General features: G+C 71.2%; 25 protein-coding genes. 14 read left to right on the forward strand and 11 right to left on the reverse strand.

The annotated features are described in order from the left end of the window. Positions 1–51 precede the first annotated feature (51 nt). Positions 52–1,224 (forward strand): glycoside hydrolase family 64 protein, encoded by a 1,173-nt coding sequence (locus OO71_RS11025; protein WP_033289585.1) that lies wholly within the window; start codon positions 52–54, stop codon positions 1,222–1,224. Between the two features lie 36 nt (positions 1,225–1,260). On the opposite strand, the gene OO71_RS53555 is transcribed toward OO71_RS11025, so the two are convergent. After that, positions 1,261–2,724: a TetR family transcriptional regulator gene (locus OO71_RS53555; RefSeq protein WP_483756974.1), complete on the reverse strand. Its 1,464-nt coding sequence runs from the start codon at positions 2,722–2,724 to the stop codon at positions 1,261–1,263. A gap of 85 nt (positions 2,725–2,809) precedes the next feature. Between OO71_RS53555 and OO71_RS11035 the strand changes: the two genes are divergently transcribed. Continuing rightward, positions 2,810–3,265, forward strand: coding sequence for a hypothetical protein (locus OO71_RS11035; protein WP_033289586.1), 456 nt, complete (start codon positions 2,810–2,812; stop codon positions 3,263–3,265). A gap of 873 nt (positions 3,266–4,138) precedes the next feature. Here OO71_RS11035 and OO71_RS11040 read toward each other — a convergent pair. Genes OO71_RS11040 through OO71_RS11050 form a run of 3 tightly spaced genes read right to left on the reverse strand, consistent with a single transcriptional unit; the run spans position 4,139 to position 6,403 of the window. Continuing rightward, on the reverse strand, positions 4,139–4,531 hold the full coding sequence (locus tag OO71_RS11040; RefSeq protein ID WP_245633632.1) for a hypothetical protein: 393 nt from the start codon (positions 4,529–4,531) through the stop codon (positions 4,139–4,141). Positions 4,532–4,583: 52 nt separating this feature from the next. Then, a complete protein-coding gene (locus OO71_RS11045) occupies positions 4,584–5,495 on the reverse strand; it encodes a hypothetical protein (protein WP_033289588.1) in 912 nt (303 codons plus the stop codon). A 47-nt stretch (positions 5,496–5,542) separates the two neighbouring features. Beyond that, positions 5,543–6,403 carry an EamA family transporter gene (locus OO71_RS11050; RefSeq protein ID WP_051791426.1) on the reverse strand — a complete coding sequence of 287 codons (861 nt, stop codon included), beginning with the start codon at positions 6,401–6,403 and terminating at the stop codon, positions 5,543–5,545. 68 nt (positions 6,404–6,471) lie between these two features. On the opposite strand from OO71_RS11050, the gene OO71_RS11055 reads away from it, so the two are divergent. The 3 genes from OO71_RS11055 (at position 6,472) to OO71_RS51590 (ending at position 9,713) form a co-directional block, all read left to right on the forward strand. Beyond that, positions 6,472–7,359 carry a LysR family transcriptional regulator gene (locus tag OO71_RS11055; RefSeq protein ID WP_033289590.1) on the forward strand — a complete coding sequence of 296 codons (888 nt, stop codon included), beginning with the start codon at positions 6,472–6,474 and terminating at the stop codon, positions 7,357–7,359. A gap of 257 nt (positions 7,360–7,616) precedes the next feature. Then, positions 7,617–8,072: an HNH endonuclease gene (locus tag OO71_RS11060; protein ID WP_033289591.1), complete on the forward strand. Its 456-nt coding sequence runs from the start codon at positions 7,617–7,619 to the stop codon at positions 8,070–8,072. A gap of 48 nt (positions 8,073–8,120) precedes the next feature. Continuing rightward, positions 8,121–9,713, forward strand: a complete 1,593-nt coding sequence (locus tag OO71_RS51590; RefSeq protein WP_051791427.1) for a PucR family transcriptional regulator — start codon at positions 8,121–8,123, stop codon at positions 9,711–9,713. A gap of 138 nt (positions 9,714–9,851) precedes the next feature. On the opposite strand, the gene OO71_RS11070 is transcribed toward OO71_RS51590, so the two are convergent. From OO71_RS11070 to OO71_RS11075, 3 genes are all read right to left on the reverse strand, one after another. Then, entirely contained in the window at positions 9,852–10,802 is a 951-nt protein-coding gene (locus tag OO71_RS11070; protein ID WP_033289592.1) for an alpha/beta hydrolase, read from the reverse strand. Positions 10,803–10,911: 109 nt separating this feature from the next. Then, the gene (locus OO71_RS50885; RefSeq protein ID WP_162186060.1) at positions 10,912–11,049 is read right to left on the reverse strand and encodes a hypothetical protein; all 138 of its coding nucleotides are present in this window, start codon (positions 11,047–11,049) and stop codon (positions 10,912–10,914) included. Continuing rightward, entirely contained in the window at positions 11,046–11,312 is a 267-nt protein-coding gene (locus tag OO71_RS11075) for a hypothetical protein (protein ID WP_033289593.1), read from the reverse strand. The genes OO71_RS50885 and OO71_RS11075 overlap by 4 nt, the downstream gene beginning before the upstream one ends. Before the next feature lie 69 nt (positions 11,313–11,381). Between OO71_RS11075 and OO71_RS11080 the strand changes: the two genes are divergently transcribed. Together OO71_RS11080 and OO71_RS11085 are read left to right on the forward strand one after the other, a co-directional pair. Then, entirely contained in the window at positions 11,382–12,017 is a 636-nt protein-coding gene (locus OO71_RS11080) for a TetR/AcrR family transcriptional regulator (RefSeq protein ID WP_033289594.1), read from the forward strand. Positions 12,018–12,226: 209 nt separating this feature from the next. Continuing rightward, positions 12,227–13,846, forward strand: a complete 1,620-nt coding sequence (locus tag OO71_RS11085; RefSeq protein ID WP_033289595.1) for an ABC-F family ATP-binding cassette domain-containing protein — start codon at positions 12,227–12,229, stop codon at positions 13,844–13,846. Here the strand turns inward: OO71_RS11085 and OO71_RS11090 are convergent. Both OO71_RS11090 and OO71_RS11095 read right to left on the reverse strand, forming a co-directional pair. Then, positions 13,843–14,337: a putative immunity protein gene (locus OO71_RS11090; RefSeq protein WP_033289596.1), complete on the reverse strand. Its 495-nt coding sequence runs from the start codon at positions 14,335–14,337 to the stop codon at positions 13,843–13,845. The two genes, OO71_RS11085 and OO71_RS11090, sit on opposite strands and share 4 nt — an antisense overlap. Before the next feature lie 25 nt (positions 14,338–14,362). Next, on the reverse strand, positions 14,363–15,418 hold the full coding sequence (locus tag OO71_RS11095) for a YeiH family protein (RefSeq protein WP_033289597.1): 1,056 nt from the start codon (positions 15,416–15,418) through the stop codon (positions 14,363–14,365). 82 nt (positions 15,419–15,500) lie between these two features. On the opposite strand from OO71_RS11095, the gene OO71_RS11100 reads away from it, so the two are divergent. Both OO71_RS11100 and OO71_RS11105 read left to right on the forward strand, forming a co-directional pair. Continuing rightward, a complete protein-coding gene (locus OO71_RS11100) occupies positions 15,501–16,271 on the forward strand; it encodes a GntR family transcriptional regulator (RefSeq protein ID WP_033289598.1) in 771 nt (256 codons plus the stop codon). A 22-nt stretch (positions 16,272–16,293) separates the two neighbouring features. Continuing rightward, positions 16,294–16,668, forward strand: coding sequence for a hypothetical protein (locus OO71_RS11105; protein ID WP_033289599.1), 375 nt, complete (start codon positions 16,294–16,296; stop codon positions 16,666–16,668). A 4-nt stretch (positions 16,669–16,672) separates the two neighbouring features. Here OO71_RS11105 and OO71_RS11110 read toward each other — a convergent pair whose 3' ends face one another. Further along, entirely contained in the window at positions 16,673–17,461 is a 789-nt protein-coding gene (locus OO71_RS11110; protein WP_033289600.1) for a thioesterase family protein, read from the reverse strand. A gap of 194 nt (positions 17,462–17,655) precedes the next feature. Here OO71_RS11110 and OO71_RS11115 point away from each other — a divergent pair, with 194 nt between their 5' ends. The 3 genes from OO71_RS11115 to OO71_RS11125 are packed head-to-tail and all read left to right on the forward strand — an operon-like array spanning position 17,656 to position 19,723. After that, positions 17,656–18,054, forward strand: coding sequence for a YciI family protein (locus tag OO71_RS11115; protein WP_033289601.1), 399 nt, complete (start codon positions 17,656–17,658; stop codon positions 18,052–18,054). Beyond that, positions 18,054–19,295, forward strand: a complete 1,242-nt coding sequence (locus OO71_RS11120) for an RNA polymerase sigma factor (RefSeq protein ID WP_033289602.1) — start codon at positions 18,054–18,056, stop codon at positions 19,293–19,295. Before OO71_RS11115 ends, OO71_RS11120 begins: the two co-directional genes overlap by 1 nt. 35 nt (positions 19,296–19,330) lie before the next feature. After that, positions 19,331–19,723, forward strand: a complete 393-nt coding sequence (locus tag OO71_RS11125) for an Imm1 family immunity protein (protein ID WP_033289603.1) — start codon at positions 19,331–19,333, stop codon at positions 19,721–19,723. 227 nt (positions 19,724–19,950) lie between these two features. On the opposite strand, the gene OO71_RS11130 is transcribed toward OO71_RS11125, so the two are convergent. Then, positions 19,951–20,787 (reverse strand): NAD(P)H-binding protein, encoded by an 837-nt coding sequence (locus OO71_RS11130; protein WP_033289604.1) that lies wholly within the window; start codon positions 20,785–20,787, stop codon positions 19,951–19,953. A gap of 162 nt (positions 20,788–20,949) precedes the next feature. Here OO71_RS11130 and OO71_RS11135 point away from each other — a divergent pair, with 162 nt between their 5' ends. Next, positions 20,950–22,140, forward strand: a complete 1,191-nt coding sequence (locus OO71_RS11135) for a hypothetical protein (RefSeq protein ID WP_033289605.1) — start codon at positions 20,950–20,952, stop codon at positions 22,138–22,140. Between the two features lie 83 nt (positions 22,141–22,223). After that, a complete protein-coding gene (locus tag OO71_RS11140; protein WP_033289606.1) occupies positions 22,224–22,982 on the forward strand; it encodes a S1 family peptidase in 759 nt (252 codons plus the stop codon). Positions 22,983–23,022 lie beyond the last annotated feature (40 nt).

Raw genomic sequence — 23,022 nt, forward strand, 5'->3', positions numbered from 1 at the left:
GGCTAGCGTGCCCGGCACCGGAAAAGGGCACGATTCCAGGAGGCGGTTTTCTTGATTTCCCGGCGGGCATTCCTCGGCGCATCCGCGGCAGCGGCGACCATTCCTTTCTGGAATTCCGCGTTCGCCTCCGCGGCCACCCCCGACACCGCGAAAGTGGCTTTCGACGACCGGTCCGGCGCAGGTCAGACCTACGCTTACATCACCGGAACCACGCTGGACAACCGTCTGGTGGTCCTCAAATCCGACGGCACCCCGTACTATCCACCGTCACCGGGCAACGACCTCACCCCGCTCGGCGCCGACTGCGCAATTCCCCTGAAATCGCTTTCCCAGGTCACCGTCCCGAAAATGTACGCGGCCCGGATCTACGTGGTTCTCGACGACAAGCTGGACTTCTTCGTCAACCCCGGACCGGCGCTCGTCCATCCGAGTTTCGTCGCCACCAACGATCCGAATTACGGGCGCAACTGGTCGTTCTGCGAATTCACTTTCAACAACGACGTGCTGTTCGCGAACATCAGTTACGTCGATTTCGTCGCAATCCCGCTCGGGCTGCACCTCACCACGTCCGGCTCGGGCGACCAGACCGTGCCCGGCCTCCCCGCCCGCTCACTCGACTCGATCTGCGACGCGCTCAAAGCACAGGGCGGCAAATGGGACACCCTCATCGAAACCGGCAGCGACGGGAAACCGCTGCGCGCGTTGTCCGCGCACTACCGCGCCGACCAATTCGCCGGATACCTCGACGGCTACATCGACCAGGCATGGCAGAAATACGCCGGGTCCACCCTCACCATCGACACCCAGCGACCCGACCTCGGCGCCTTCACCGGCCAAGTCGGCGGCGACGGCGTACTCGCCTTCAACAACGGCGAACGGTTCGCCAAACCGTCCACCGCGGACGTCTGGAGCTGCGACAGTGGACCGTTCGCCATCCGTCAGGGCGACAGCGACGCACGCCGGGCGATCATCCCGCGTCTCGCCGCCGCGTTGAACCGCACCACTTTGCGCGACAACCCGAACCAGCCGACCGGCGAGGACCCGGCGAAGTTCTACCAGAACGCGGAAACCAACCACTACGCCCGGATCGTCCACAGCAAACTGCCGGACAACCGTGGCTACGCCTTCCCCTACGACGACGTCACGCCAGGCCCCGACTTCAGCGGCGCGGTACAGGCAGGCAACCCGGACACCCTCACCATCACCGTCAACGCCCTGCGCTGAACCCGGCTGAAACGAGTCAATGGCACTCAGTGCAGTTCAGGACGATTCGACGTCCCGAAGGACGGCGCCGATCCGGCTGACGACCTCGTCGAGCGGCGCCGTGGTCCGCAAGACAGCGACCACGGTGCCCTCCTCGCCGGACGTCCGCGCTGAGTCACCGAACACCTGCACAGGCTCCCTGGCTGCGAGTTCACCGAATCCGGATTCACCGGCCCCGGACTCCCCGGCGACCTGCGCAGGCTCGCCGGATGCGGACTTCCCCACGCCGGAGCCCGCGGCGCCTGGTCCGCGCACGGAACGGCCACGCTCCGAGGCCGGTTCTCCCGACACCTGGCCAGGCCCGCCCGGCACCAAGCCCGGCCTGCTCGGGGCCGAGCCCGCGCCACTCGCGGATCCCGACTTGTCAACGGCGGAGCCAGAACCATCCGCAGCCGAACCAGATCCGCTTGGCGCTGCGTCAGGCCCGCCCGCTGCCACCCCGGATGAATCCGATGCCGAGCCGGACTCACCCGACGCCGAGCTGCCCGCCGCTACACCCGACGAACCGGGCGCTGCACCGGGCCCGCCCGACGCCGAGCCACCCACCGCCACACCCGACGAACCCAGTGCCGAACCAGGCCCACCCGACGCCGAGCCACCCACCGCCACACCCGACGAACCCAGCGCCGAACCGGGCTCACCCGACGCCGAGCCACCGGCCGCCACACCCGACGAACCCGACACCGAACCACCACCCGCCGCCCCGGGGGAACCGGGTGCCGAGCCGGGGTCGCCGGACTGTGAACCGCCCACTGTCACCGGCCCACCACCGCGGCCGTCGGCAGGGGTCACCGGTGCAGTCCCGTCGATCGCCGCGTTGTGCCCAGCCGCCGAACCGGATTCCCCCGGTAGCCGGAAAGCGTCCGCCACCAGGGAGAATGCCTCCGTTGCCCCGGCTACGACGTCGGCGTCTCCGCCACTGCGGAGCCAGCGGCGGAGGACGTGGTTGTTGGCGGCGGCGATGGCTGCTGCCGCGACGGCGGCACGCAGAGTCGCCGCGGTGTCGCCGGTGGCGGCGAAGCGTTCCTGGAGGTAGCGGGCCAGCACGCGCTGGTACCGGTCGACCGTCGCGACTTCCTTGTCCCGCAACGAGGACACCGTGCGGGTCAGCGTGAACCGCTTGAGCGAGACGTCCAGTTCCGCGGCGTACGACTCCAGCACCAGCGACACCGCCGCGATGGCCACCTCCATCGGATCGCGCGCCGGGTCGGCGGTCTCGAAGACGTGCTCCATTTCGGCGACGATCTCGTCGTGGTTGGCGAAAAGGACGTCGTCCTTGCTGTCGAAATATCGGAAGAACGTGCGCCGCCCGACGCCGGCGGCGGCGGCGATGTCGTCGACGGTGGTGGCCTCGTACCCGTTGGCCGCGAAGAGGTCGACGGCCGCCGTGGCCAGCGCGCGGCGCAGCTGCCGCCGCCCGGCGGGGGTGGCCCCGACCCGGGTGCGCGGCGCCTCGCTCATGCCCGAACGGTAGCAGCCGGGTTGCTAGTGGCACTGAGTGCCGTTAGCATGGTCACGTACCCCCTGCGAGCGGAAGGCGTCGACGATGACTCTCGACCAGCAACTGCGTCCCGACCACCGCATTGGCCCCGACCCGGCGGAGGCGTACTACGGCGGTTTGTTCGGCTGGACCGTCCGGCGGCAGGGGCCGCGGCTGTTCCTCGCGCTGGAAAACGGCCTGTGCGCGGTCACGCTGCCGAAACTCTCCGCGGGCCCGGTGCGCGCGCACCTCGACGCACTGGGGTGCGAAGGCCCGTCCCTGATCCTGCCGACCCAGCAGGGCCCCCGCCTGGCGATCCTCGCCGAAACCGACGGGCAGCTCCTCGTGCGGGGCTCCCTGCCCGCGGACGTGACCGTCCTGGACTGCGGCGCCCTCATCCCCCTGCCGACCGGCCAGCAGATTCCCGGGGTGGGCCCGGAGTGGCTGACCGCACCGGACCCGAGGCATCGCTGGCTGCCGAGCGTGAGCGCGGTGCTGGCCGGGGTCCGCCGCCGCCCCTGACCCGGGATTTGGTGTCTGCCAACGGTTCTCGCACGCTGACCACGGTGGCGGACGCCCTGCCGCGGTCGGCGGCGAGTCCGTTCCCGGCCCGGCGTGGCGGCTGTCCGGCGCCGCACCGAAGGGATCCGAGGCACCCCGGATCACCCTCAGGGCACGAGCTCCGCACACGGTTGCCGGAGTGCTGAGGGAACTTGCTGACCGGCAGGCGCTCGCTGATGGGCGACGGGGAGAACTCGGATCCGCTGATCAGTCACCTGGCACCCGCCTACAGACACGCAGAGTCGACTCGGCCCGCTCGACACCTGTTCAACGACCGCCGGTCCGCTAACCGGCCGCCACGCGCCCAAGAACAGGCGGCAGAACGAACTCCGGACCACCCTGCGCCCTCGCCGGGCAAGCAGAGCCCAACTCGGTCCGCTGACCGGGCCACTCGACACCTGTTCAATGAACGCCGGTCTCCCGACCGACCGCCACGTGCCCGTGGACGGGCGGCAGAACGAACCGGACCACCCTGCGCCCTTGTCGGGCAAGCAGAGCCAACTCCGGTCCACTCGACACCCGTTCAACGAACGGCGGTCTCCCGACCGACCACCACGCGCCCGGGGACGGGCGGCAGAACGAACTCCGGACCACCGCGAGCAGAACCAACTCCGGTCCACTGACCGGCACCTACCGACGGAGAACAGACGTCAACCCGGTTCGCTGACCGGCCGCACCCGTCGACAGACAGCGGAGCCACTCTCCGATCGCCCCGGCAAGGGGCCGAAGCCGCCACGCGGTTGAGCCCGTCAAACCGTCAACGCCGTCAACGCCGTCAAACCCCCCAACGGCGCCAACGCAGTCAACGCAGCCAACCCACCACAACCGCCCACCTCACCGAGCCGGAACCCCCGGCAACCCCCCGCAAACCGGCTCCACCGCCGCCCCCGCGGCGGACGTCAGCGTGTCCAGCTCCGACACCAGCCCGTCGATTTCCCCCCACCGGCGGGCGTCCCGCGCCGGGTCCGGGATCAGCGACGTGCCTACCAGCAACAGCAGCGTGTCGATCTCATACGCCCGATCCGCCAGCCGCAGCAACGGCACCGGGTCCCCGCCGGGATGAACTGCCGCGTACCGGCACGTGGCGTGGCCCAGGCGGCGGCATACGGTCTGCAGCCGCTCCCGGACGGCGTCTGAACGTGGGTCTGCTCGCGGACCGCCGGTGCGGATGTTCCATGCCACCGAGAGCAGGCAGCGGCCGGCGTCGTCCATCGAGGTGTTCGTCACCGGGCGAGTCTGGAAGGGCCTTCCCGGCAGCGAGGGACCCGACACGCACTGCTCACCGCATCGGGTGAAGGAGCCGCACCATTGCGTCCACGGGGAGCCGATCATCCGACGCGCGGCGCAGGAAATCCCGGATCCACTCGCCGTCCGCGGTGAGTTCGGTCACGTCGTTGACCTCCGCGCTCGCCGCCTCCAGCGTGCCCAGCCCGGCGTGGTGATGGGCGTCGCGGACGGCGTTTCGCAGCACGGCCAGCTCCGCCGCCGACGGTCCCCGCTTCTCGGCCCGCAGACGCTCCACGATCCGGCGGACGGCAGGCGAATGTGCGGCCAGCGCCTGCCGTCCGGCGAACGACGCCACCATCCGCGGGGTCGTCCCGGTCTCCACCGGCGGTGTCACCGGGGGCGGATCTCCCGTCACCCGCAGGCTTTCCAGCGCCGCCGCGCGCCGTCGTTCGCTCTCGCGTACGCGCGCGACCGGGTCCGGCCGCCTGGCCGCGGCGATGGACCGGGCTTCGGCGCGGGCGCGCTCCCCCGCGTCGGTGAGGCGCGATCGCCGCTGGTACGCGCCCTCGTCGAGGGCCTGCCGGCGCCGGTTGGCGAACCAAGCCTCGAACGTCTGCCCGCGCCGCGGCGGTTCGCGTACCTCCGCCATGGCCGCGTCGGGCTCGTCGCGGAACCAGCCGTTCAGCCGTGCCCGCAGGAAATCGCCGGGCCGTTCGCCGGATCGCCGCGGTCGCTGACGTGTCCCGTCCGGCAGCGCGCTCACCGCAATCAGGAGGGCGTCCGGGCAATACCCGTTGGCGTACCAGAATTCCAGCTGCCGCTCGACGTCGTCGCGTTCGTCGCGCGCGAGCCGTTCGGTGACCCAGCCCATGCGGCGGAACAGGACACCGGTCGCCTGTGCGCGTTCGCGCGCATCGCCGGGGATGACCGTCGACGGCCATTCCCGGTCCGGAATCCGCACCACGCCGCACCTCCTCTGCGGCGACGGTACGTCTCGGACTCGGCCGCCGATCAGCCGACACGCCGGAGCACTGCCACCGCGTTCGCCACGACGATCACGCCGATCGCGACCCAGGACAGCACGTCGAGCTGCTGGCCGAGCACCACGAGCCCGACGAGCGCGGCCACCACCGGGTTGACACTCATGAACGCACCGAAAAACTGCGCCGGCACCCGCCGCAGTGCCACCAGATCGACCAGGAACGGCACCGCCGACGACAACACCCCGGCGGTCAGCGCCGCAGCCAGCGCACCGGGCGTCGGCGGGTGGTGCAGCATCACGACGAGCCCGATCGGCAGGTACAGCAGACCCGAGACCACCGCCGCCGCGGCCGAGCCCGCCACGCCGGGCACCCGCTGTCCGACCGTCCGGTTCAGCAGGATGTAGCAGGCCCAGCACGCCGCGGCGAGGAGCGCGAGCCCGAGGCCGACGTAGTCCGCGCTCGGCCGCGGCCGCGTGAGCACCCCCACCGCGACGGCGGCCGCGATCGCGCACGCCAGGTCTGCCCGGCGCCGCGAACCGGCCAGCGCAATCGCCAGCGGGCCGAGGAATTCGAGCGTGACGGCGAGTCCGAGGCCGATCCGGTCGATCGCCGTGTACAGCGACAGGTTCATCGTCGCGAACACCGCGGCCAGACCGAGCACCGGCCACCACTGCCGGGCGGTGAACTGCCGCAGCCGCGGTCGTCCCACGGCCAGCAGAACCACCCCGGCCACCCACTGGCGCACCGCCACCACACCCGCCGGACCGAGCACCGGGAACGCGAGCGCCGCCGTCGCCGCGCCCAGCTGGTTGGACACCGCACTGCCGAGCAGCATTGCCGCGCCGGTCACGCGGGTGTTGTCACGCATTCGCAGTTCCGTGGTCGCCATCCTTCGAGCGTGCCGCCGTCCGATCGATACGCAAAATGCATTGACCGCATCAGCGATACGCTGGACGCATGGATCTCGAACTGCGTCAGCTGCGCTGCCTCGTGACGATCGTGGAGGCAGGTACCTTCACTGACGCCGCGGTGGAACTCGGGGTCTCGCAGGCGGCGGTGTCGCGGAATCTGGCTTCGCTGGAACGGGTTCTCGGCGTACAGCTCCTGCACCGGACGAGCCGCAGCCTCACCCCGACGACCGCCGGTGTGCAGGTGCTGGCGCGGGCCCGGCATCTGCTCGCCGAGGCCGACGATCTCGTCCGCGAGGCCACCACCGGGCACACCCGGCTGCGCATCGGGCACGCGTGGTCGGCGATGGGCAAGCACACCGCCGAGTTCCAGCGGCGCTGGGCCGTGCGGCATCCGGAGGTCGAACTGCTCCTGGTCCGGACCAATACCGCCACCGCCGGGCTCGCCGAGGGGCTGGCCGATCTGGCCGTGGTACGCACGCCGGTGCCGTCCGGGCGGTTCGCGCACGCGACCGTCGGGCACGAGGACCGCTACTGCGCCATGGCCGCGGACGACCCGCTGGCCCGCCGCCGCACCGTCACGCTCGCCGACCTCGCTTCCCGGCTGGTGGTGGTCGATTTCCGCACCGGGACGACGTCGGCGGAAATGTGGCCGCCGGACTCCCGGCCGCGCCTGGAACCGACGCGCGACATCGACGACTGGCTCGCCGCCATCACCACCGGCCGCTGCGTTGGCGTCACCCCGCATTCGACGGTGACGCAATACCGCCGGGACGGCATCGCGTACCGGCGGGTCCGCGATGCGCCGCCGGTTCCCGTGCAGCTGGCCTGGCGCGCGCACGATCCGCATCCCGCAACGCATGCCGCGGCCGCCTTGCTCGGGGAGCTCTACCGCAGCCGGGAAGCGGGTTCGCGCAAGGTTTCCCGGCGGCCGTGACCCTCCCCTGTCCACTGTGGATCCCCGCGCGCATTTCCGTTGACGGCGTGGGCCGGGGCGGCCATGATGACGGGGTCCAGCCAACGAAGGGGTACTACATGGCCAGCCGGAGCGACTGTGCGTTCCTGCCGGAGCCTCCCGGCTCCCAGCCATGACGTGGTCCGCCACGCCGTGAGCGAGGAGCCGTCCGCCGGGTCACCGGCAGGGCGGCTTTCTGCGTTCGCGGCCTGTTCCCGGGAAAGGAGGTGCCCGTCGCCATGGGAGTCCTGGTCCTCAATGCCGGTTACGAGCCCCTGCACACCGTCTCGCTCCCCCATGCCATCCGGATGCTGGTCCGCCAGGTCGCGGTCGTCCACGAAAGCGACGGGCCGGACCTCGGCATCTTCCCGCGGCCGAAGGTGGTGCGGCTGCTGCGGTACGTCGTGATGAAGTGGCGTTACGCGGGGCCGCCGCGGTGGTCTCGGTCCGGGGTACTGCGGCGGGACCGGCACGTGTGCGCCTACTGCGGCCGCCGCGCCACCACCGTCGACCACGTCACGCCGATCTCGCGCGGCGGTCCGCGGACGAGCTGGCTCAACACGGTCGCCGCCTGCGGGGGCAGCGCGCGCAGCTGCAACGCGCGCAAGGCCGACCGTACGCCGGAGGAAGCCGGGCTGGTGCTGAGGTTCCCGCCGCGGGTGCCGCGCTGGGAGGAGCTGCACCCGCTCGCCTGACTGTCCACATGCGACACAATGCCCCCGGATCCGCGCTAGGCTGGCGGAATGAAGGGGTTGCTGTTGCGGCTGTCGGCGGTCGACTCCGGCGCAGAGGCGGCGGTGCGGGTGATCGCGTACTTCGACGAGCTGGTCACCCGCCGGGCGACGCTGCCCGACCTCGTCCGCGCGACGGCCTCGCTCGCCGAATGCGCGGCGGGGCTGCGTCATGGTGCCGGGCCCGCGCTGAGGTTCCGCCCGGACGGCACCGCGCTGCGCGACGGAAACGGTGCGGTGGAGCGCGGTCTGGGGTATGGGGGCGTGGTTTCCGCGGTCGCGGAGTCCGGGGGAAGGGTGCGCGGGTCGGGATCCGCCGACGCAGAACGCGCGGAGAGCCTGCCCGGATCGCTTTCCGTCGACGCAGAGCGCGGGGAGAGTTCGGCCGGGTCGGTTACCGCCCACACAGAGCGCCGAGAAAGCCCGGCAGGATCGGTTACCACCGACGTAGGGCGTCGAGGAAGTCCGCCCGGATCGCTTACCGCCGTCGCGGAGCACGGGGAAAGCCAGGCAGGGCCGGTTACCGCCGACCCAGAACGCGGGAAAAGCCCGGCCGGGTCGGTTACCGCCGACGTAGGGCGTCGAGGAAGTCCGCCCGGATCGCTTACCGCTGTCGCGGAGCACGGGGAAAGCCCGGCAGGGCCGGTTACCGCCGACCCAGAACCCCGCGAAAAGCCGCCCGGATCGCTCACCGCCGACACGAAGCCCGGGGTAAGCCCAGCCGGATCGCTCACCGTCGACTTCGGCGGGGAGGTCCCCGGGCAGGTGTGGCTCGAGCGGGACGGGCGACCCGGGCCGCTCGACGATCTCGTGCTCGAACGGTTCGCGATTGCCGCCCGGGTGCTCGGGCCGGTGGGTCCGCGACCGGCCGCGCCGCATCTCGCCGATCCGGCGCTCGTCGAGCTGGTGCTGGGCGAACAGGCCGCCGACGAGGACCGCACGCGGGCGCTCGTACTGCTCGGCCTGGACACCACGCGGCCGGTGCGGGTGGTCGCGATCGTGGCGGGAGACGGTCGCGACCCGGGTGCGGACGCGGTCGCCCTCGTGGCGCGGGGCGGGTCGCTCGGTGCGCGAGTGGCGGTGGTCGGCGGGGTGGCCGCGGTGGTCCTTCAGCCGAGGGAAGGCCCCGGCTCGGTCATCCCGACCTTGCGCGAGGCGCTGGCCGCCCGGGCCCGCGAGCGTGCGCTGCCGGAAACGGTGCGCGTCGGCGTGGGAGATGCGGTCGACGGCCTCGACGCCCGGCAGTCGTGGCTGCAGGCCCGGCTTGCGGAGCGGTTCGCGGCGCCGCCGGACCGTCTCGTGGCGCACGAGGACCTCGGTTCGCTCACCCTGCTGGCCGAGATCCCGGTGGAGCGGCTGCGGTCCCAGCCGGACGTGCTCGCCCTGGCCTCCCTTTCCGGCAACGGCGACCTGGAAACGCTGGAAGCCTTCTGCCGCACGGGTTCGCTGCGGCAGGCGGCCGTCGCGCTGCACCGGCACCACAGCTCGGTGGCGGCGAGGCTGGCCCACGTCGAGGACGCGCTGGGCTGGTCACTGGACGAACCGGCAGGCCGCTTCCGCGCCCGGCTCGCCTTGCTGGCGCGGCGGCTGGCCGACCCGGCCTGACGTCGGCCACCGGAAGCAACGGTCCTTGACGTCCGGGAAATCCGCGGCGGCTGGAAGTCCGTGAAGGGAACCATGAGGGAATCAGATTCCGTGATGGTTCCCTTCACGGAAGGGTGGCAATCCTCGCCGCAGCCGCCATCAGGCGATTTCCACTCCCACCGCCCGAGCCAGTACCGCCCGTCCCTCGGCCATCTCCCGGCGGCTCACCGTCGCATGCCGGACGAGGCCGGAGCCGTGGAAGGTGCCCGGGAACAGGTGGAGCTCCGTCGGCACTCCGGCGGACAGAAGGGCCAGTGCGTAAGCGATTCCCTCGTCGCGGAGGGGGTCGAACTCCATCACCGAGACGTACGCGGGCGGCAGGCCGGTGAGGTCGGTCGCGCGGGCCGGGGCTGCGTGCACCGGGACGTCGTCGCCGCCCCGCTTGCCCTCGCCGAGGTAGAAGTCCCAGCTGAGTTCGGCGGCCGGGCGGTTCCACAGTGGAGTGTCGACGAACTGGCGCATGCTCGGGGTGTCAAGGCGGTCGTCCAGTTCGGGTATGGAGAGGAACTGGAAGGCGATCGCCGGGCCGCCGCGGTCGCGGGCCAGCAGAGCGAGCGCTGCGCACAGCCCGCCGCCCGCGCTCACTCCGTGGATCACCACGCGCTCCGGGTCGATCCCCAGGTCATCGGCGTGTTCGACGGCCCACACCAGTGCCGCGTAGCAGTCCTCGAGACCCGCCGGGTACGGCGCTTCCGGTGCGAGCCGGTAGTCCACCGACACGACCACGACCCCCAGCTCCCGGGCCAGCTCGACGTCCGCCGAATGCACCGCGCTCAGGTCCCCGACCACGAATCCGCCGCCGTGGATGTCGATGACCAGCGCGGACGTCGCGATCCGGTCCGGCGTGTACACCCGCACCCTGACCTTCGGCGCCCCGGCCGGGCCGGGCACGAGCTCGTCCCGCGTGGTCACGCCGGTCTCGTCGAGGTCGGCGAGCTCCGTCGCCACCATCTCGGCCATCATGCCGCGGGCCGAGTCGAGATCCGTCAGGTCGACGGCGGGCAGCATCGGGAGCGCGGCGGCGATTTCGGGATCGTACGGGTAGCTCATCGGGTCCTCCCGTGGTCCGGCGTGATCCTTCACATCCTGCTCGGCGCGGCCCGGACCGGGACACCGCCACGCGTCGCGGACCGGGCCGCCCGTACCCGCCGAACGGCGCTCAGCGGCCCACCTTCTTCCAGATCACCACCACCCCCACGATCACCACCAGCACCGCGCCCACCACGATCAACCCCTTCACCAGCAGGTCGGCCATCAGGTGGTGCAGGACCTCCGAGCCGTCCGCGAGCGCGATCACCGGCCGGTCCGCTTCCGCTCCGGGTCCTCGTCGAGCCAGCGCGCCGCCTGGCGCACGACCTCACCGCCGACGCGTCCCCGCAAAGTCTGCGACCCGCGCCGGTCCAGCGCGCGGACGGCGGACTTCGCCAGCGTCGCCACCTGCTCCCCCTTACCGCGCCTGCGCAGCCAGACGACCAGCGCAAACCCGGTCAGGCCGACGACCACGACGATCCCGGCGATGATGCCGAACCGGATCAGCAGGACATTCAGCACCGTCTCCACGGCGCACCCCCTTTTTTCTGTCACACCCGTGATACAAAACTTCTATCACGGCCGTGATATAAAAGTCCAGTGCCCAAGGTGGTGAACAGTGAGCAGCGGCGAGCACACATCGCCGACGCGGTGCTGCGGCTGGCCGCGCGGGACGGGCTGCACGCGGTGTCCCTGCGCGGGGTCGCCGCGGAGTCCGGCCTCAACATCGGCTCGGTGCGGCATTACTTCGACAGCCAGCACGACCTGATGCGGTTCGCCATGCGCACCACCATCGACCGCGCCACCGCCCGGCTCATCGAACGCCGCGACGCCATGCCGCCGATCGCCGGGCTGGCGCCGGACGAGGTCGTCGACCAGCTCGCCGAGTTCTTCTCCGAACTCCTGCCGCTGGACGAACGGCGGCGCACCGAAATGACCGTCCTCGTGGAGTTCCTGATAGCCGCTCGCGCCGATCCCGGGCTCGACGACCTCGCGCGGGAAGCGGTCCGAGGGACGGTCACGCTCGCCCACCGCATCCTCGAAGCCCTCGAGCGCAGCGGGCGGTTCGAACCGCTCGACGCGGAGGTCGAGGCGCCCCGGCTGGCCGCGCTGCTCGACGGGCTCGCGTTCCGCGCCGTGCTGCAGCCGGAAATCACGACACCGGAGGAATGCGTCGCGGTGCTGCGTGCGCATCTCGGGGAACTCACCCGGGTGATCGCCGCCGACCGCGGGTAACCGGGCGGTTCGGAGCGCGGCACGGATCAAGGCGGCGATGTTCAAGCCGGGGACGAAAACCGAGATGGCCGCGAGGTTTTCCGCCGTCGCCGGTGTTCTTCGTGAAGGACCCGTTGAAGTTCGAGCAGGGTGCGCAGGATTCTGACTCCACTGTGGACTGACGGAAAACCGTGCGGTGATTCGCGGCCGGGTCGGTAGAGTTCTCCGGCATGGGTCACCTCGAAGCCGCGCATCTGCGTTACGTGCTGCCCGACGGGCGTCCGCTGCTGGGCGACGTTTCGTTCCGGGTCGGCGAGGGCGCCGTCGTCGCGCTCGTCGGGCCCAACGGCGCGGGCAAGACCACGCTGCTGCGGCTGCTGTCGGGTGAGCTGAAGCCGCACGAGGGCGCGGTCACCGCGTCCGGCGGGCTGGGCGTGATGGCGCAGTTCGTCGGGTCGGTGCGGGACGAGCGCACGGTCCGGGATCTGCTGGTTTCCGTGGCGCCGCAACGGGTCTGGAAGGCCGCGGCCGCGGTGGAGGCAGCCGAGGAACGGCTCATGGAGGTCGACGACGAGGCCGCGCAAATGCGGTACGCCGAGGCGCTCAGCGACTGGGCCGAGGCGCGCGGCTACGAGTTCGAGACGGTTTGGGACATGTGCACGACCGAAGCGCTCGGCGTGCCGTTCGACCGCGCGCGGTGGCGGCTCGTGCGCACGCTCAGCGGTGGCGAGCAGAAGCGGCTCGTGCTGGAAGCGCTGCTGCGCGGCCCGGACGAGGTGCTGCTGCTCGACGAGCCGGACAACTACCTCGACGTGCCCGGCAAACGCTGGCTCGAAGACCGGCTGCGGGAAACCCGCAAGACGGTCCTGTTCGTGTCACACGATCGGGAGTTGCTCGCGCGGGCGGCGGAGAAGATCGTGAGCGTCGAGCCCGGAGCGGACGGCGCCGACACCTGGGTACACGGTGGTGGTTTCGGCTCCTACCACGAGGCTCGGCAGGAGCGGTTCGCCCGCTACGACGAGCTGCGCCGGCGCTGGGACGAGAAGCACGCCCAGCTCAAGCGGCTCGTCCGGGACATGCAGCAGTACGCCGCCCGCAGTGACGAGATGGCGTCGCGGTACAAGGCGGCGCAAACGCGGCTGCGGAAGTTCGAGGAGGCCGGTCCCCCGCCGGAACCCCCGCGGCGGCAGGACATCCGGATGCGGCTGCGTGGCGGGCGCACCGGGGTCCGCGCCGTGACCTGCGCGGACCTGGAGCTCACCGGGCTGATGAAGCCGTTCTCGCTGGAGATCTTCTTCGGCGAGCGGGTCGCCGTGCTCGGGTCGAACGGGTCGGGGAAATCGCACTTCCTGCGCCTGCTCGCGGGTGGCGACGTCGTGCACACCGGCGCCTGGCGCACCGGCGCGCGGGTCGTGCCCGGGCACTTCGCGCAAACGCACGCGCGGCCGGAGCTCACCGGCCGCACGCTGGTGGACGTGCTGTGGACCGAACATGCCGTCGACCGTGGAGCGGCCATGTCCGCGCTGCGCCGGTACGAGCTGCACCGCCAGGGTGACCAGGCCTTCGACCGGCTCTCCGGCGGGCAGCAGGCGCGGTTCCAGATCCTGCTGCTGGAACTGGCCGGTACCACCGCGCTGCTGCTCGACGAACCCACGGACAACCTCGACCTGGAATCCGCGGAAGCCTTGCAGGAAGGGCTGGAATCGTACGAGGGCACCGTGCTCGCGGTCACGCACGACCGCTGGTTCGCGCGCTCGTTCGACCGCTACCTGGTCTTCGGCTCGGACGGCGTGGTCCGCGAAACGCCAGAGCCGGTATGGGACGAACGGCGGGTGGAACGGGCGCGTTAAGGCTTGTCGCGCAGCGACGCATCCAGCTCGCGCACGAGTTCGCCGAACCGGCCCCGGCCGCCTGGCGCGTTGGGGTAACGCGCGAGAACCTGTCGCACGATCGGGTCGGCCGGGGGTGGCCGGCGGGTCGCGCCGTCCAGTTCGAAGGCGTACGCCGTGTGGGCCGCCGAGCCGAGGATGTGCAGTACTTGGGTGGCCTTGGCGATCGGGTGGAGGTACGCCGCCCCGGCCGCGGCCACGGCGGCCCGCGCCGCTTCGCCTGCCGCGGTCTGCCCGGCGTCGCGAGCCTCCTGGTACGCGCGCTGCGCGGCCCACGCACTGTCCCGGATTGCCTTGCTGCGCTTGGCTCCTTCGGCAAACGCCCGCGCTGCTTCGATCGCCGCGCGCGGACGGCTGTCTCCGGGGCGGTCCCGTTCGAAGATTGCCAGCGCGGGCTCGGCGCAGGCCACGGCGTAGGCGGTGACGGCCCGCAGTTCAGCAAGGTCGATCATATGGCCGAACTGTATCGGTGGAGCCTCAGAGCGTGCCGGTCAGCGCCTGCAGCCCGAGGCTCGAAGCGGCGACCGCGATCCACAGCACCGCACCCATCAGCAGTGGCCGATGTCCGGCGGCACGGAGGTCGGACGGCTTCAGCGCCAGCCCGATTCCGGCGAGTGCGGTGGTGATCAGGAACGTACCCAGCGTCGACAGCGGCGCATGCCACGACTCGGGAATCAGCCCGAGGCTTTCGAACGCCGCCGCGGCCAGGAAGCCGATCAGGAACGGCGGGACCAGCCGGTGCCAAGGCATGGTACGCAAGGAAACCCGGCCGCCACCGGCTTGTTTGCGCGCGACCAGCACGGCGAGGAACAACACGATCGGGATCAAAGTGAGCGTGCGGGTGAGCTTCACGACGAGGCCGTACGAACCGGCGTCACCACCGTAGGCGTAGGACGCGGCGACCACCGACGACGTGTCGTTCACCGCCGTGCCCGCCCACAATCCGAAGGCGTGCGGCGACAACCCGAGCGCGTGGCCGAGCGGCGGGAAAAGCAGTACTGCGGCGACGTTGAAGGTGAAGATCGTGCCGAGCGCGTAAGCGACGTCAGCCTCGCGAGGTTTCAGTACCGCACTGGTCGCCGCGATCGCCGACGCGCCGCAAATGCCGGTACCGACGCCGATCAACGTCTGGGTGTCGCCGCGGACGCCGAGCAGCCGGCCGAGCACCCACGCACCGCCGAGGGCGACCGCGAGCGTGCCGAGCATCACCGGCAGCGACTGCCCGCCGACCCGAACCACTTGCTGCAGCGACAATCCCGTACCCAGCACCACGATCGACAGCTGCAACACGGGCCGCGACGCGACGGCGTACCCCGGGCTGAAGCGCCACGAACGCAGTCCGGGCACGACCACACCCGCGAGCGCGCCGAGCAGGATCGCGAGCACCGGCCCGCCGACCACCGGCACCAGCCGGCCACCGGCCGTCGCCACCGCCGCGACCAGCAGCGCGACCGCAAGCCCGGGCACCGGACGCGCGAGCCTGGCCCGCAGCGCCGCCAGTGCCCCTGTCCCGCCGAGCGCCGCTCCGGCCACCGGTCCACCCCTTCCGCCATTTAATGTACGTACATTTAATCTAGGGACTGTCCGTACATTTGGCAAGCGGTACTGTTCCGGCATGGGCGACCTGGACCGCAGCGGCGGACAGCCACTGTGGCGGCAGTTGCAGGAACGGCTGCTCGTGCGCATCCGCGCCGGGGAGTTCGACAGCGCCTTCCCCGGGGAGCTCGCGCTCGCCGACGAATACGGCGTGAGCAGGCAGACCGTCCGGCAGGCGCTGCGGGAACTCCGCGCCGACGGCACCCTCATCGCGGAACGCGGACGGCAGCCGCGCGTCGCCGCAGCCGCCGAGATCGTGCAGCCACTGGGTGCGCTCTACAGCCTGTTCGCCGCGGTCGAGGCGGCCGGGCTGGACCAGCACAGCGTCGTCCGGCGGCTCGACATCCGCGCGGACGCGGTGGTCGCCGAACGGCTGTCGCTGGAGGCGTCCACTCCCCTGCTGTACCTGGAACGCTTGCGGCTGGCCGGAAACGACCCGCTGGCCGTCGACCGGGTGTGGCTGCCCGCGGAGGTCGCGCGGCCGCTGCTCGACGCGGATTTCCAGCACACCAGCCTGTACGGCGAGCTCCACCAGCGCACCGGCATCCGGCTCGACCACGGCGAGGAGCAGATCCGCGCCGTGGTGCCCACCCGCGCCGAACGCACCCTGCTGGGCTGCGGCGAAACGGTGGGCGCGTTCTCGATCGGCCGCCTCGGCACGAGCGCGGGCACCCCGGTCGAATGGCGGCACACCCTCGTCCGCGGCGACCGGTTCGCACTCACCGCGGAGTTCTCCGGCCGCACCGGCTACCGCCTGCTCGGCAGCAGGCACCTGGCCAAACTCGGCTGAGGCCGCTCGTTACGCTCCGTGCATGTCGATCTTCGCGCGGGTCTTGCAGATCTTCTTCATGATCGCCGGGCTGACGAGCTTCCTCGTCGGACTGATCATGATCCTGATCGCCAAGCCGCACTGGTACTGCGAACCGTCCCGCAACGGAAGCGGAACCAGCTGGTGCTACCAGAACGACCTCGAGTCGCTCCCGAGCTACCAGCTGTTCTGGTTCTTGCTCGGCCTCGCGCTGGAAGTCATGGCCGTCGCCATCGCAGCGGGTGCTCGCCGCAAGGCCGCCGCCGTCCCGGCGCCGTCCGCTCCCCCGCCGCCCGCTCCCCTGCCGCCCGGTCCAGTGCCCGGTCCAGTGCCGTCCGTGCAGTATCCGAGCTACCCGCCCTATCCGCCCGCGCAGTGACCGGTCAGCCGATCCGGATCCCGCCCAGCTGGGTGCCGTTCGCGACCAGGCGGCCGGTGCTGTCCCAGACGTGGCACGACTCGTCGACGCGCCCGTCGCCGATCAGGTGCGCACGGTGCAGCACGCGGACCGGGCCGGGGGCCGGGCGGGCGCGGACGTAGCCGGTGAGCTCGAAGGTCGGCACCCAGCCGGTCGGGACGACGTCGAGGGTCGCCGGCGGTACCGCGTCGAGGGCGAACAGCAGGCTCACCGGGTCGAACGGCTCGTCGCCGGGGAGGGCGAGCCGGGCCCGCAGCTCGCCGCGGCCGGTGGGGCCTTCGGCGAGCGGGCGGTCGAAGCGGAGGTCGATCTCGTCCTGGATCGCGATCGGGACGTCCGCCGCCAGCGCACGGGGACTCGGCTCGTCCGGGAACGGGCCGAACTCCGGCTTGGGCAAGCCGTCCTGCCAGTACGGTTCGGCGTTGCCGAGGGTGCCCAGCGTCAGCAGGGTCTCGACTTGCGGCACCCCGTCCTGGAGCAAACGACCACGCAGCTGGCTCGCGCTGCGGCCGGTGCGCAGCAGGTCGATCTCGATTTCGGCGGGTCCCGGCTCCGGCGAGCGGAGGTAATGCGCGCTCGCGGCGAGGACGTCCGGATGCTCGGCGACCACGATTGCCGCGCGCGCGATCGTCGCCAGCAGGTAACCGCCGTTCGGGCGGCCGCCGATGGTCCACGCCGCGCTGAGGTCGGCGTCGAAACCGGTCGCCGACCGCTGTTTGACCGCGGACACTGCGGCAAAGGTCGTCGTGCTCACGGGCCCTCCCAGGTAAGTCTCTTCCCGCAACTTAACCGGTAGCGGGTCCGTCCGTCGCGGGCACTGAGAGCAATGCCACCGCCGCGGAAGTTTTCCGGGCAGGATGGGCGCCGGGATGTCGAGGACGGCGCGCGGGCTCCGTTCCCTTGATGAGCCCCCGGAGAGCGGCGGGCCGGAAGCGAAGGAGACCGATCATGCCGAAGTTCATGCTGCTGCAGACGTACGCCCCCGGCGAAGGCTGCGACGTGCCGCTGCCCGAGTGGGCACCCGAGGACATCCGCGCGCACATCGAGTTCCAGCGCGTCCTCAACGCCGAGCTGACCGAGGCCGGGGAGCTCGTGGAGGCGGAGGGGCTGGCCGGGCCGGAGGTGGCGAAGACCGTCGTCGCGGACGGGACCGGGGGCGCGGTCGTCACCGACGGGCCGTTCCCCGAGGGCAAGGAACTGCTGGCCGGGTACCGGGTGGTGGACGTCGAGTCCGAGGCGCGGGCGCTGGAGATCGCGACCCGGATCTCGGCCGCACCGGGCCTCGGCGGCGTGCCGCTGCGGGTGCCGATCGAGGTGCGCCAGGTGATGAGCGCACCGTCGGTGTGATGCCGGGCAACCGGGTCGAGGACCTGGTGCGCACGCTCGCGCCCCAGGTCCTCGCGGTGCTCGCGCGCCGGTCCGGCGATTTCGGCGCAGCCGAGGATGCGGTGCAGGAAGCGCTGATCGCCGCGGTGCAGCATTGGCCTTCCTCTGGTGTGCCGGAAAATCCGCGCGGCTGGCTCCTGCAGACGGCGAGCCGGCGGCTGATCGACCTCTTCCGCAGTGACCAGGCACGTCGCCGCCGGGAGGACACGGTCGCCGCCGAACCGCCTGCCGCCGAGGTCCCCGACCGCGACGACACCCTCACGCTGTTGTTCCTGTGCGGTCACCCGTCGCTGACCCCGGCGTCGGCGATCGCGTTGACCCTGCGGGCGGTCGGCGGGTTGACGACCGCGGAGATCGCAAGCGCGTTCCTGGTGCCGGAAACCACGATGGCGCAACGGATCAGCCGCGCGAAGGCGAAGATCAAGAAGTCCGGTGAGCCGTTCCGGATGCCCGCCGCGGAGGAACGCGCGGCGCGGCTGGGGTCCGTGCTGCACGTGCTGTACCTGGTGTTCAACGAGGGGTACACCAGCAGCGCGGGCGGCAGCCTCCACCGGACGGAGCTGTCCACCGAGGCGATCCGGCTGGCGCGGCTGCTGTACACCACGCTGCCGGACGACGGCGAGGTCGCCGGGCTGCTCGCGCTGATGCTGCTCACCGATGCCCGCCGCCCGGCCCGCACCGGCCCGGACGGTGACCTGGTACCGCTCGCCGACCAGGACCGCGCGCGATGGGACCGTTCGCTCATCCGGGAAGGCGTCGCACTGGTCACCGAGGCGCTGTCCCACGGTGGCGCCGGGGAGTACCGCCTGCAGGCCGCAATCGCCGCGACGCACGACATCGCGCTCCGTGCTGACGACACCGACTGGCCGCGCGTGCTTGCGCTGTACGGGCGGCTCGAAGCGCTGACCGGTAACCCCATGGTCACGCTCAACCGCGCAATCGCGACCGCGATGGTGCACGGACCGTCCGCGGGGTTGGAGGTCCTGGCCCCGCTCGACGACCGCCTTCCCGGCCACCACCGCCTCGCCGCCGCGCGCGCTCACCTGCTGGAACTGTCCGGGTCGCGGGCCGAGGCCATCAGGCATTACGACACCGCCGCCGCCCGCACGGCGAACACGGCGGAACAGCGCTACCTGACCCTGCGCGCAGCCCGCCTCCGGATGGGGGATTCCACGCTTCGCTCGCCAAACGGCACCGAGTAGTATCAAGAAACTTTCACGCACGAGCGGAGCGCAGCATGGCGAGCAACGAGGACGCCCGTCGCCGCACCGGGTACGACGTCACCCAGGTGCCCGCCGACGACGTGCTCGCCGCCCTCCGCGAAGCCACCCCGCTTTCGCCGGATTCGGGGCTGGTGTGGTGGCTTTACGCCGGTCTGGCCCCTGGAACGCCGTACCTGGTGGCCGGCCTGCGGGGCTCGTCCGGCACCTTGGTGTGGCACGAAAACGGCGAAACGCACCTCCCCGCCGACGGGGCAGGCGAGGGCACCGCGAGCTACTTCAGCCTGCAGGGCGCGCACTTCCCGCAACCGGCCGGGAGCGAGGTGCCGGCCGAGGTGGTGCTGCACGCGGTACGGGAACTGTGCGAATCACGGGTACGGCCTGCCGGGGTGGCGTGGAAGCTGGCCTGAGGCCGGGTGTCCACATCGGACAGGTCGCTGCGATCGCCGTTTGCCTGGCGAGTCGTTCACCCGTCTCACGCGGCGATTGCCGTGGGTAACCCGGGCGGGTCAAGTCGCGGCGACGCCCACTGCGAACGCCTTCCGCAACCCGGCCGGGCCACCACCCGTGCTCTCACGTCGCGGCGACGCCCCACTGCGAACGCCGTCGGCTACCGGCCGGGCCATCACCCGAGCTCTCACATCGCGGCGAAGTCGTCCCGATGCGCGCGGGCCCAGGCGTGGAACGGGGTCGCCGGGCGGCCGGTGATGCGTTCCACCGCGTTGGTCACCGGGGCGATCCGGCCGACCGCGGCTTCCTCCACGTCCATCAGATGCTCCAGCACCGCCTCCGGCATCCACTCCGGACGGTGCGCCAACGCCTCGCCCCGCGTCTGCCGCACCAGTTCGATCGGGCGACCCAGCTCGGCCGAAAGGGTCTCCGCGACGGCACGCAGAGTGATCGACCCAGGTCCCGTCACGGCCAGCTCCCGGCCCGGGTAGCTACGTTCCGTGAGCAGCGCCGCAGCGACGGCGGCCACGTCTTCCTCGGCGGTCGGCGTGCACTGGGACTCCGGTGAGAACACTCGCACCGGTTCGCCCGACCGGATCGCCGCACCCCAGTCCCGCCGGGTGTTTCCCGCCAGCCAGCCCGGGTACAGCACAGTGAACGGCAACCCGGACTCCCGTACCGCCGTTTCCGCAGGCAGATGCGCCCGCCGGAGCGGGTTATCTGCGGGTCCCTCGAAGACGTCCGGCGACGACAGCAGCACGACGTAGGACACCCCCGCTTTCGCCGCGGCAGCAAGGAAATCCACCGCGCCGACAGCCCGTGTCGGGTAGAGGAAGACGGCGTCCACCCCGGCCAGGGCATCGTCGAAACCGTCGGCTGCGGTCAGGTCGAGTGAGATCGCGTCCGGCAGATCCAGCGTCGCGGCATCGCGCGCCGACCCGCGGACGGGATACCCGGCCGCCTGCACCGCACGGACGACCTCGCTCCCGATGTTCCCGCGCGCACCCGTGACGAGGATGGTCATCCCGCAGCTCCATTTGCCTGCAAATTAACTTTGTATACAAAGCTATATCGGGTCACTCATGGTGTCAACCGGATACACGACCGGGCGAGATCGTTGTATGGATCGTGTACCGACCCGGCCCAGACTCCGGCCGACAGTCCGACGGGTGAAGGGAGATCGGTCGTGGTCGGGAATGTGACGGTCCGACGCGTCGTCGCCGCACTGCTCGCCGCGGGGGCGCTCACGGCAGGCAGCACCACGGTCGCGGCAGCGAGCACCGGCGGCTGGCAGGCTGATCTGTCCGCAGTGGACGGTGACGATGTCAACGTGATCGCGTCGGGCGGCGCAGTCACTTTGGGAGACGGCCCGCGCAGCACCGGGTACCTCATCTCCGCCGAACGGCAGCTGACCACACCGATCGACCGCGTCACCGCCCGAACGACCGCGGATCTGCCGCAGGGCACCGGCGTCGAGGTGGACGTGCGCGGGCGGACCGGCGCCGACGACTGGTCAGAGTGGACTTCCGCAGGCACCCCCATGGCCCACGCGGTGACCGTCGTGCAAACCAGAATCACATTGTCCGGCAACGCAATCGATGGGAAGCCGACCGTCCGCAGGGTCGAGCTGAACGGCAGCCTCACCAAGCAGCCCCGTGCACTGGCCGCGAAAACCCCGCTCACGTATCCGGTTTACGCCACCCGCGAAGGTCTCACCGGCCACGCTACCGCAAACGGCCACGTCATCACGAGCAACGACCATTTCGTCGCCCTGCCGTCCGGAAAAGCGTTGTCGCCCAAGGGAACCGGAAGCTACAGTGTGCGGGTGTGCCGGACCGACGACAGCCGCTGCGAGTACGCGCCGGTGTGGGACGTCGGCCCGTGGAACACCAAGGACGACTACTGGAACCCGCCGTCGGTGCGCGCCGAGTTCAAGGATCTGCCACAGGGGCAACCGGAAGCGTACGCGGCGTACCACAACGGGTACAACGGCGGCCGCGACGATCTCGGGTACCGGGTCGGCAACCCGGCAGGCATCGATCTCGCCGACGGCGTCTTCACTTCGGGCCTCGGTCTCAGCGACAACAGTACCGTGAAAGTGACCTTCCTGTGGACTGGATCCGCCGCGGCCACCGGCCTCGTGCGCACCGCCGGCGACCCCATGAACGTGCGGGCGAGCGCGAGCACATCGGCCGCGGTGAAGGGGCTTGCGGCGAACTATGCGAGGGTGAACATCGAATGCTACGTCAACGGGGACAGCGTCACCGGGACGTACGGCACCAGCAGGATCTGGGACCGGATCGGCCCGGGGCACTACCTTTCCGACACCTACGTGCAGACCGGCTCCGACAGCCCGGTCGCCCCGCCTTGCGCGTGATCGCCCCGGTTTCCACCCGGTTCAGTGACGCTTCCCCGGACGGCGGACAGTTAGAGTGACAGCCGTAGCAGAGGGGGTCCGCCATGTCACGCCGATTCGCACCGATTGCCGCCACCGTGCTGGCGGCCACTGTGCTGAGCATGCCCGCTGCGGAAGCCGCGCCGTCGATCGTCGGCGGGGAAAAGGGTTCGCTGGCCGACCATCCGTACGCGGTGTACTTAGTGGACAGTCACGGAACCCAGTTCTGCGGCGGCGTGATCGTGAGCCGCACCGCAGTCGCGACGGCCGCGCACTGCACGATCGACGTCCCGCCCGACGAAACCAGCGTCGTCGCCGGACGCGAGGACAAACGCAGCAACGACGGGGTGGTCCTCGCCGTGACCGACGTCTGGCGGCACCCGGATTACCGCAAGCCGCAACAAGGTTCGGACCTCGCGGTACTCACCGTCCGCGGCCAGCTCCCCTACCGCCCGGCCGCCCTCGCCCGCGACGCGAGCCGCTACCCCGCCGGTACGAAGGCGACGGTACTGGGCTGGGGCCGCATCGCCGACGGCGGCGACCGCTCCGACTACCTCCGCCAGGCCACCGTCCCCCTCACGGACGACGCAACCTGCCGCACCGGCTACCCCGAGTACAACCCGGCAAGCATGCTGTGCGCAGGCTACCCGTCCGGCGGCACCGACGCCTGCAAGGGCGACTCGGGCGGCCCGCTGGTGACCGGCGCAACCCTGGTGGGCATCGTGTCCTACGGCGACGGCTGCGGAAGGCCGGGCAAGCCAGGCGTGTACACGAGGGTGACGTCGTTCGCGGACGACATCGCCGCACACTCCGGTCTCGGTTAATCCGGGTGCGCCGGGGAGGGCGGTCCGGGTAGGGTCGCGG

Origin of the sequence: Amycolatopsis jejuensis, from assembly GCF_000717335.1 — a bacterium.
Classification (GTDB): Bacteria; Actinomycetota; Actinomycetes; order Mycobacteriales; family Pseudonocardiaceae; genus Amycolatopsis; species Amycolatopsis jejuensis.

What these genes read in the sequence shown, in the direction of transcription:
- OO71_RS53555 (WP_483756974.1), bottom strand. Translation starts at nt 2,724, where the DNA reads ATGAGCGAGGCGCCGCGCACCCGGGTCGGGGCCACCCCCGCCGGGCGG.
- OO71_RS11035 (WP_033289586.1), top strand. Translation starts at nt 2,810, where the DNA reads ATGACTCTCGACCAGCAACTGCGTCCCGACCACCGCATTGGCCCCGAC.
- OO71_RS11050 (WP_051791426.1), bottom strand. Translation starts at nt 6,403, where the DNA reads ATGGCGACCACGGAACTGCGAATGCGTGACAACACCCGCGTGACCGGC.
- OO71_RS11055 (WP_033289590.1), top strand. Translation starts at nt 6,472, where the DNA reads ATGGATCTCGAACTGCGTCAGCTGCGCTGCCTCGTGACGATCGTGGAG.
- OO71_RS11060 (WP_033289591.1), top strand. Translation starts at nt 7,617, where the DNA reads ATGGGAGTCCTGGTCCTCAATGCCGGTTACGAGCCCCTGCACACCGTC.
- OO71_RS51590 (WP_051791427.1), top strand. Translation starts at nt 8,121, where the DNA reads ATGAAGGGGTTGCTGTTGCGGCTGTCGGCGGTCGACTCCGGCGCAGAG.
- OO71_RS11070 (WP_033289592.1), bottom strand. Translation starts at nt 10,802, where the DNA reads ATGAGCTACCCGTACGATCCCGAAATCGCCGCCGCGCTCCCGATGCTG.
- OO71_RS11085 (WP_033289595.1), top strand. Translation starts at nt 12,227, where the DNA reads ATGGGTCACCTCGAAGCCGCGCATCTGCGTTACGTGCTGCCCGACGGG.
- OO71_RS11090 (WP_033289596.1), bottom strand. Translation starts at nt 14,337, where the DNA reads ATGATCGACCTTGCTGAACTGCGGGCCGTCACCGCCTACGCCGTGGCC.
- OO71_RS11100 (WP_033289598.1), top strand. Translation starts at nt 15,501, where the DNA reads ATGGGCGACCTGGACCGCAGCGGCGGACAGCCACTGTGGCGGCAGTTG.
- OO71_RS11105 (WP_033289599.1), top strand. Translation starts at nt 16,294, where the DNA reads ATGTCGATCTTCGCGCGGGTCTTGCAGATCTTCTTCATGATCGCCGGG.
- OO71_RS11115 (WP_033289601.1), top strand. Translation starts at nt 17,656, where the DNA reads ATGCCGAAGTTCATGCTGCTGCAGACGTACGCCCCCGGCGAAGGCTGC.
- OO71_RS11120 (WP_033289602.1), top strand. Translation starts at nt 18,054, where the DNA reads ATGCCGGGCAACCGGGTCGAGGACCTGGTGCGCACGCTCGCGCCCCAG.
- OO71_RS11125 (WP_033289603.1), top strand. Translation starts at nt 19,331, where the DNA reads ATGGCGAGCAACGAGGACGCCCGTCGCCGCACCGGGTACGACGTCACC.
- OO71_RS11130 (WP_033289604.1), bottom strand. Translation starts at nt 20,787, where the DNA reads ATGACCATCCTCGTCACGGGTGCGCGCGGGAACATCGGGAGCGAGGTC.
- OO71_RS11140 (WP_033289606.1), top strand. Translation starts at nt 22,224, where the DNA reads ATGTCACGCCGATTCGCACCGATTGCCGCCACCGTGCTGGCGGCCACT.